This is a genomic window from Streptomyces mayteni, from assembly GCF_054783955.1.
On sequence record NZ_BAAGPR010000199.1, the window covers coordinates 1 to 6,951 of the forward strand.

The window sequence follows — 6,951 nt, forward strand, 5'->3', positions numbered from 1 at the left end:
GCGCGGCCTCCCGCCGCTCGGCGGGCGGCGGCCCGGCGGGCCGGCCGACGTGGCGGCCCCCGTCGGGGTCAGGGCGCTGGCCACGGCCGCCGCCGAGGCACGCTGGCCCGACCTGGCCGCCCTGCTGCTCGCGGCCCTCGGCTCGACCACCGCCCCCGCCGCCGGCCCTCGGCTGTGGGAGCGCGGCCCCACCCACCAGGACGCCTTCGGCGTCCGCCTCGGCACCACCCAGCGCGCCGCCGCCGCCCCGCGACCGGTCACCGTGGCGCTCCCCGAGGCCGGCTCGCTCGGCCTCGCGGGGCCCCGGGAGCGGGTGGCAGGCGTCGCCAGGGCCGCCCTCGCCCAGCTGGCCGCGCTGCACCCGCCGAGCGCGCTCGAGCTGGTCGTGCTGGCCCCCGGCCGGGCCGCCGACTGGTCCTGGCTCGGCTGGCTGCCGCACACCAGGCCCACCCGTGGCCAGGAGTGCCGGCTGCTGCTCGCCTTCGACGCGAAGCAGGCGGCCGCCAGGATCCAGGAGTTGACGGCGCTCACCGCCCGCCCGGCCGGCGCCCGCCGCACGGTGGTGCTGGTCGACGGCGACCCGGGCGGCGCCGAATCGCGGGCCGCCCTGGCCCACCTCGCGATAACGGGGCCGGCGGCCGGCGTCCATCTGATCGTGCTCGCCGAGGCGCCGCCGGCCACCCCGGCCTCACCCACGGCGCAGACGCTGGCCGCCGCCCGCGCGGCCTCCCCGCTGTTCCGCGCCTGCGGCACGGTGGGCCTGCTCACCGGCGCGGTGGCCACCTCGCTGCGGCTGATCGGCTCGGACGGCGCGGAGTCCCCGGCGGCCGGCGCCGACGCGGTGTCCGCGGCCTGGGCCGAGCGGTTCGCACGGGCGCTCGCGCCCCTCGGCGAGGAGACCGGGGGCCAGCCGGCCGCCCCCCGCCGCCCGGTGGCCACGGCGCTGCCGGAGAGCTGTCGGCTGCTCGACGCGCTCGAGCTGTCCCGGGTCACCCCCGGCACGCTTCGGGAGCGCTGGCACCGGAACGCCGGGCTGCCGCTGGTGCTCGGCGCCGGCGTGGAGGGCCCGGTCGCCGTCGAGCTGGCCGACCTGGCCACCCCGCTCACGGTGGACGGCGGCGCCGGATCCGGCCGCACCGAGCTGATGAACTCGCTGGCCGCCTCGCTGGCCAGCACCCTGGCGCCGCGCGACCTCTCGCTGCTGCTGGTCGAGGGCGCCGGCGAGGGGCTGCGGCCCAGCGCGGAGCTGCCGCACGTCGCCTCCTACGTGGGGGCCACCGACCCGGTGCGGATACGGGCGTTCGCCCAGGCCCTGCGCGAGGAGCTGAAGCGGCGGGCCGCGCTGCTCGGCGAGGCCGACTTCGGCCGCGCCCCCACCAGGACCCGCCGGATCAACGCCCCGCGCCCCCCAGCCGACCAGGAGCTGCCGCCGATGCTGGCGCGCGGCAGCGACCCGCTCCCCTGGCTCGTCGTCCTGGTCGACGACTTCGACTCCCTGCTGACCCCGCCGCTCGGCGCGCCTGGCCGGCAGGCCGCGGGTTCGGTGCTGCGGGTGCTCGACGCGGTGGCCGGCGAGGGCCGCCGGCTCGGCGTCCGGCTGATCATCGCCGGCGGCCAGGTGACACCGGGCGCCACGGCCTGGGTCGCGCTGACCGGCCAGCCGCCCGGGCGCGGCGAGCTGCGGCGCCCCGGTGGCTCCACCGCCTTCCAGGCCGGCCGGGTCACCGGCCGGATCCCCCGCACGGCCACGCTGCGGCCGACCGTCACCCGGCTCGACTGGGCCCGCGCCGGCGATCCCCCGACCGCCCGCCCGGTCCGCGAGCTGGGCAACGGCCCGACGGACGTGGCGCTCCTGGCCAGCGCGGCGGCCCGCGCCGCCGACACGGACCACCCCACCGCGACGCTGGTCTGAGCCCCCGTCCCCGCCATCCCTCCGGCGCGGTCGCCTCACGGTCAGCTTGCGGTTGTCATCAGGTTGTGAATGAACAGATGCGAACGCATCCGGACTTGTCTGACCGGGTTGCGTGCAGAGCCATAACATCCCGATCACAAAGGAGGGATGGTCCAGACCCCGGTCTTGCCCGCGCTTCCCCCCGGGCGTAGGACATTCGCCACAGGACATGCGGTGTGGCAGGGCCTGCAGCCAGCCGGCTCGGCGCATTGCCGCACCCTGAAGGGGTGAGGCGGTGTTCATGCGCGGTTCAGGCCGGGGATCCCGGCGAAGGGCCGGAGGAACCAGAGGAACCACTCGTGCCGTGATCGCATCAGTAACGATGCTCACGGTGCTGACGGCGTGCGGCGACGACGGCGACGAGAACCGGGCCGCCAGGGAGCCGACGATCGAGCTGCCGGACCTCAGCGGCCAGAACCTGGAGGTCGCGGCCGTCTGGACGGGCGCCGAGCGTGACAACTTCCTCCGGGTGATGGACGAGTTCGAGGCCAGGACCGGGGCCTCCGTCAGCTACGTGCCGAGCGGCGACAACGTGTCGCAGTTCGTCGGTTCCAAGATCGAGGGCGGCGCGCCACCCGACATCGTGATGGTGCCGCAGCCCGGCGTACTCAGGGAGTTCGCCCAGAACGGCTGGATACCCCCGGTCGGCGACCTCGTCCAGGAGCAGTTGGACGCCAACTACACGCCGGGCTGGCAGGCGGTCGGCCAGCACGAGGGCGAGCAGTACGGCGTCTACGTCAAGGTCGCCAACAAGTCGCTCGTCTGGTACAGCTCGACGGCCTTCGACTACGCGGGCGTCTCCACGCCCGCCGACTGGGACGCGTTCGTCGACACCGCGTGGACGGTCTGGGAGTCCGGCACCACGCCGGTCTCGGTGGCCGGCGGCGACGGCTGGACGCTCACGGACTGGTTCGAGAACATCTACCTCTCGCAGGCCGGTACCGAGGCGTACGACCAGCTGATCGCCCACGAGATCCCGTGGACCGACCAGACCGTCACCGACGCGCTGACCACGCTCGGCGAACTGTTCGGGCACAACCAGCTGCTGGCCAACGGCAACGGCGGCTCGCTACAGACGGACTTCCCGACCTCCGTCAGCCAGACCTTCATCAACCTGGAGGTCCCGGACGCGGCCATGGTCTTCGAGGGCGACTTCGTCGGGTCCGTCATCACCGACTCCACGGACGCGGTGATCGGCGAGGACGCGCTGGTCTTCCCGTTCCCCACGGTCGGCGACGGCGACCCGCCGGTGGTCAGCGCCGGGGACGCGGCGGTGGCCGTGGCGCCGGACGGCGAGGCGTCCGAGGCGCAGGAGGCCATGCTGGCGTTCCTCGCCTCCACCGACGCCGCCTGGATCTGGGCCGAGGGCGGCGGCATGGTCTCCCCCAACCGGTCGCTCGACCTCGCCGCCTACCCCAACGAGGTGCAGCGCGGCATCGCCGACGCGCTGATCTCGGCGGGCGACGACTTCCGCTTCGACCTCTCGGACCAGACGCCGGCCGCGTTCGGCGGCACCACGGGCCAGGGCATGTGGCAGGGCCTGCAGAACTTCCTGCGGAACCCGGACGACGTCCAGGGCGCCCAGGAGTACCTGGAGAGCCAGGCGGTGAGCGCGTATGGCGAGTGAGACCGCGACGGCCGAGGACCGGCGGACGACCCCGCCGCGGCCCCATGACGACTCATCACGGACGGAGACGGAGATCCCATGGCTTCCGGCAAGGCGGTGATCAGAGCCCGCCCCTGGGCGGTCGCCAGCTTCCTGCTGCCCGCGCTGCTGCTGCTCGGCGCGCTGGTCCTCTACCCCATCGGGTACTCGGTCTGGCGCAGCTTCTTCGACGCGTCGGGTGACGACTTCGTCGGCCTCGACAACTTCGCGGAGATCTTCTCCAACGAGTCGACCAGGACCGCGCTGCGCAACAACCTGATATGGATGATCCTGGCGCCCACGGTGGCCACCGCGCTCGGCCTGATCTTCGCGGTGCTGACCGAACGGCTGCGCTGGGCCACGGCGTTCAAGCTGCTGGTGTTCATGCCGATGGCCGTGTCGATGCTGGCCTCTGGCATCATCTTCCGGCTGGTCTACGAGCAGAACCCGGAACGCGGCCTGGCCAACGCGGTGTTGACCACGGTCCACGACACGTTCGCCGGCAGCTCGTCCTGGCCGGACGCCGAGCCACGCCCCGGCGGTTCGCTCACCGCGCAGGACGACGGCTCCTACCTGCTGGACGGCACCGTGTCGGCCGGCACCCCGGTGCTGCTGCCGCTGGTGGCGGTCCCCCAGCCGGAGTTGGCCGACGCCGAGCCGGCGGCCGCGGCGGCGAGCGACCCAGGACAGGTCACCGGCACGGTGTGGATGGACTTCACCCGGGGCGGCGGCGGCACGCAGGACGCCATCGACACCGACGAACGCGCGCTGGCGGGGATCACCGTCCAGGCGGTGCGGGACGGCGACGTGGTGGCCGAGGCCGACACGGCGGCCGACGGCACCTTCGCCCTCCCGGCCGAGGACGCGGACGGCGCCCGACTACGGCTGGCGGCAAGCAGCTTCACCGCGCCGTACAACGGCGCGAGCTGGCTGGGTCCCGATCTCATCACGCCGGCGATCATCGGCGCCTACGTGTGGATGTGGGCCGGCTTCGCGATGGTGCTGATCGCCGCAGGACTGGCCAGCGTGCCCCGGGAGACCCTGGAGGCCGCGCGCGTCGACGGCGCCAACGAGTGGCAGGTGTTCCGCCGGATCACCGTCCCGCTGCTGGCGCCCATACTCGCCGTGGTGACGGTGACGCTGATGATCAACGTGCTGAAGATCTTCGATCTGGTGTACATCATCGCGCCGAGCTCCAGTCAGGCCGACGCCAACGTGCTGGCGCTCCAGCTCTACATCTCCTCCTTCGGCGCCGAGCCCGACCAGGGCCTCGGCAGCGCGATCGCGGTGCTGTTGCTGCTGCTCGTGGTGCCGGTGATCATCTTCAACCTCCGAAGGCTGCGACGGGAGAACCAGCGGTGACCGCCACCACCTTGACCGCGCAAACGCCGGAGCCGGCCAAGGCCGGCGCACCGGCGGCCGCCTCGGGACCGCCGCCCCGCTCGTTGGGCTCCCGGCTGGCCTCGATCGCCGCGAGCGGCGCGGTGCGCGTCGTGCTCGTCGTGCTCGCGCTCGTCTGGCTGCTCCCGACGGCCGGCCTGTTCGTCTCCTCGTTCCGCACGCCGCGCGACATCGCGTCGAGCGGCTGGTGGGAGGCGCTGACCGATCCGGGGCAGTGGACGTTCGCCAACTACGACTCGCTGCTGAGCAACGACACCTTCACCGGCTCGCTCTGGACCACCATCGCGATCACCGTGCCCTCGACGCTGCTGGTGATCGTGCTCGGCGCGGCGGCCGGGTACGCCTTCGCCTGGCTGGACTTCCCGGGGCGTGACTACTGGTTCCTGCTGGTGGTGGCGCTGCTCGTGGTCCCGGTGCAGGTGGCGCTGCTGCCGGTGGCGCGGCTCTTCAACACGCTGGGGATCTTCGAGACGACGCTGGGCGTGGTGATCTTCCACTCCGCGTTCGGTCTGCCGTTCGCCATCTTCCTGCTGCGCAACTTCTTCGCGGAGATCCCGCGGGAGCTGCTGGAGGCGGCGCGGCTGGACGGCGCCGGCGAACTGCGGCTGTTCACCCGGGTGGTGCTGCCGCTCGGCGGACCGGCGATCGCAGCGCTCGGCATCTTCCAGTTCATGTGGGTGTGGAACGACATGCTGGTGGCGCTGATCTTCGCGGACGCCGGTTCGCCGCCGATGACGGTGGCGCTGCAGCAGGAGATGCGGCAGTTCGGCAGCAACTTCGACGTGCTGGCGCCGGGCGCGTTCCTGACCATGCTGATCCCGCTGGCGATCTTCTTCGCCTTCCAGCGGCAGTTCGTCGCGGGCGTGATGTCGGGCGCGGTGAAGTAGCGCGACGACATAGCGCCCCGTCCGTCCGCCGCACGTGGCCGCCGGCCCCCGTACCCGGGGACCGGCGGCTACGCCGTTCGGTGGGTTCGCGGCCGCGACACCTCACCCCTCCCCGGAATGACGGTACGGAAGAGCGATTGTCAGATGGTCCGGACAATCCCCTACCTGGATGTGGTGCCGTGCCTCGCTTCAGCATCATCGTGCCCGCCTACCGGGTGCAGGCGCAGCTGCCCGCCTGCCTGACGTCCGTGCTCACCCAGGACTTCCGGGACGTCGAGCTGATCGTGGTCGACGACGCCTCCCCTGACGCCTGCGGCGAGATCGCCGCCGAGTTCGCCGCCGCCGACCCCCGGGTCACCGCGCTCCGGCTCGACCGCAACGCGGGCCCAGGACCGGCCCGCAACGCGGGACTCGACCGGGCCACCGGCGACTACCTGCTGTTCCTCGACGGCGACGACACCCTGACACCGGGCGCGCTCGCCGCCCTCGCCGCCCGGCTGCGGGCCACCGGCGAACCCGAACTGCTGGTGTTCGGGCACGCCAGGGTCTCCTGGCGGGGCGAGGTCACCCCGGGCGACCCGGCGGGGGCGCTGGCCACCCGCTCCCCCGCGGTCACCTCGCTCGCCGGCCGGGCCGACCTGCTCCGGCTGCCGCCGATCGCCTGGGCCCGCGCCTACCGCCGCGACCTCGTCGGCCGGCTCGGCCTGCGCTTCCCGGCCGGCCACTACCAGGACGTGCCCTTCGCCTACCCGGCGCTGGCCGGCGCCGGCTCCATCGCCGTCCTGGACCGGATCTGCCTGCACCACGGGGAGCGCCGGCGCGGCGGCCGGGCGCGGAGCGCCGGCGGCGGGCACCTGGACGTGCTGCGCCAGTACGAGCTGGCCTTCGCCCTGCTGCCCACCGACCGCTGGCGGGCCGCGCTCTACCGGCGGATGGTCGCGCACCTCACCGCCGTCCACCGCGGGCCCGGGCTGCCGGCGGCCGACTGGGCCGCGTTCCTCCGCTGCTGCCGGGAGCTGTGCGCCAGCCACCGGGCCGCCGCCGGCGCCACCGCCATCGGCGGCCGC

General features: G+C 74.0%; 5 protein-coding genes. All 5 read left to right on the plus strand.

The window, feature by feature from the left end; genetic code table 11:
• Positions 1–1,912, plus strand: a 1,912-nt coding sequence (locus ACYVPE_RS38625; protein ID WP_461038520.1) for an FtsK/SpoIIIE domain-containing protein, incomplete at its 5' end; no start/stop codon positions are given.
• A 346-nt stretch (positions 1,913–2,258) separates the two neighbouring features.
• Positions 2,259–3,578, plus strand: coding sequence for an ABC transporter substrate-binding protein (locus tag ACYVPE_RS38630; RefSeq protein ID WP_461038524.1), 1,320 nt, complete (start codon positions 2,259–2,261; stop codon positions 3,576–3,578).
• A 78-nt stretch (positions 3,579–3,656) separates the two neighbouring features.
• Positions 3,657–4,958 carry a carbohydrate ABC transporter permease gene (locus ACYVPE_RS38635; RefSeq protein WP_461038521.1) on the plus strand — a complete coding sequence of 434 codons (1,302 nt, stop codon included), beginning with the start codon at positions 3,657–3,659 and terminating at the stop codon, positions 4,956–4,958.
• A complete protein-coding gene (locus tag ACYVPE_RS38640) occupies positions 4,955–5,884 on the plus strand; it encodes a carbohydrate ABC transporter permease (protein ID WP_461038522.1) in 930 nt (309 codons plus the stop codon). Before ACYVPE_RS38635 ends, ACYVPE_RS38640 begins: the two co-directional genes overlap by 4 nt.
• Before the next feature lie 179 nt (positions 5,885–6,063).
• The coding region (locus ACYVPE_RS38645) for a glycosyltransferase family 2 protein (protein WP_461038523.1) at positions 6,064–6,951 on the plus strand (888 nt) is incomplete at its 3' end.

Excerpts from the sequence above, each read along its gene's own strand:
- ACYVPE_RS38635 (WP_461038521.1), top strand. The coding sequence starts at position 3,657 with ATGGCTTCCGGCAAGGCGGTGATCAGAGCCCGCCCCTGGGCGGTCGCC.